At 45.2% G+C, this 1,539-nt stretch carries 2 protein-coding genes; one reads left to right on the top strand and one right to left on the bottom strand.

Annotation, left to right across the window (positions count from 1 at the left end; genetic code table 11):
• Positions 1–26: 26 nt before the first annotated feature.
• Entirely contained in the window at positions 27–1,154 is a 1,128-nt protein-coding gene (locus tag EG244_RS20195; protein ID WP_124966918.1) for a polysaccharide pyruvyl transferase family protein, read from the bottom strand.
• Positions 1,155–1,365: 211 nt separating this feature from the next.
• Here EG244_RS20195 and EG244_RS20190 point away from each other — a divergent pair, with 211 nt between their 5' ends.
• The gene (locus EG244_RS20190) at positions 1,366–1,497 is read left to right on the top strand and encodes a transposase (protein WP_124966917.1); all 132 of its coding nucleotides are present in this window, start codon (positions 1,366–1,368) and stop codon (positions 1,495–1,497) included.
• Positions 1,498–1,539: the final 42 nt, after the last annotated feature.

Below are 1,539 nucleotides of genomic sequence, written 5' to 3'. Positions count from 1 at the left end.
GTTCCGCAATTCGCGTCCAGGCCCGACTATTTCAGCACCCTGTTAAAGAGAGATTTTCGAATGAAAGCAACCGATTTATGCCTTAAATCTGAAATTAAACTATGTGTGTGCTCGTAATCTATTTCCTTTGCAGGCAGCTGAAAATCTTGACCATCAAAATGGACACGACTTTCCAGAAAAAGCATTCGCGCAAGCGACATGAAACGATCCCCCCCCCTGCACATATTTGGAACTACGATGAATTGTTTCTGAAAAATAATGGAAAAAATCATGCCGTGATATGAGTCAGTTATAACGTAATCGGCAGTCTTGAACTTACTCAGCCATTCAGGCACCGTAAGTACTGTGGAATTATTTCCAGCAGCAATGCTGGTAACAATAACGTCTGCACCGAGACTCTGAACGATTTCCTTCTCCACTATATTGCAAGCATCGATAGCGTCCAACACATATTTCAACACGGTAAGTTTCTTTTGAGGGACCTCCTCATCTCGGGGCAACATCTGCTCGTAGAAGGATGCTGGCATGAGCAGTGTTGGGTCGAGGACGACTTGCCCATCGTCGCGCCCAAAAGTGTCGCAGCAAATTTTCACTCCAGACCCCTCTCTTAGGGAGATAGCATTAAATTTTAAAAGAAGATTAGTCAGTTCAGGAATATAATCCTGGTAATTCCACCTACTTAGACCAAAAGAAGCTGCATAAGATACTTTAAGGACCGGCTCATCTGCAAAATCCAGAAAGTATCTTCTTATATCAACCCCCATACCATATTCTGGTCGCCACACTTGATCGCTGCCAACGATGACAGCGTCTAAATTGGACCCCTGCACAAAATTCCTCAACTCATAAAAGCCACGCAAACGACGTGTTTGCGTGGCGATATATCGCCTGAGAAATGGTGTATGCGATTCTAGCAGCAAAAAATTACCACGAATTCCAAAGAAATTTTGAAAAGGGGTATTTCTAAGTGCACGGCTCAATAATCGTAAATGAAGAGGGCGCGGGGCAGCCGCGCGAATAAGAGTGACATTATGCCCTTCCCCTGACAGAAAGTTGTACAATGCAACGGCCTGCAGAATGCCTCCAAAATTCGTGTGCAGCGGCAATGTTAAAATGCCAACATTTAAAATTTTCTGACGTTCGATGGGGGTCATTGAGAAATTAATCCCTAAAAAATGAAGATTGCCTTTTTGAGTAATTCGATAAATCAGATATATCTGATCGAGTCTGTGTCAACTGGAGAACAGAAAATCGCATGTCCTCATCATAATGAGAGCAGTCAGCGCGATGCAAAGGGTAATCCTCCCCAAAATTAGTGGGGCTCCAGCGTAGAATTTTCTCGTAGCGTTGATCGAGGAGATTCCGATGAAGAAGACGAGATTTGCCGAACCGCAGATCATGGCTGTGCTGCGCGAAGCCGAAAGCGGTGTGGCCGTTCCGGCTGTCTGCCGGACATATGGCCTCAGCACGGCCTCATTTTACATCTATGGACGTTGACCTGCCACGGGATTTTTCCTCCATCTGCGATTAGAGTCCGGC

Source organism: Falsigemmobacter faecalis (assembly GCF_003863335.1).
GTDB lineage: Bacteria > Pseudomonadota > Alphaproteobacteria > Rhodobacterales > Rhodobacteraceae > Wagnerdoeblera > Wagnerdoeblera faecalis.
Note: the sequence above shows the minus strand (reverse complement) of the source record. Positions and strands in the feature narration are given on the sequence as shown.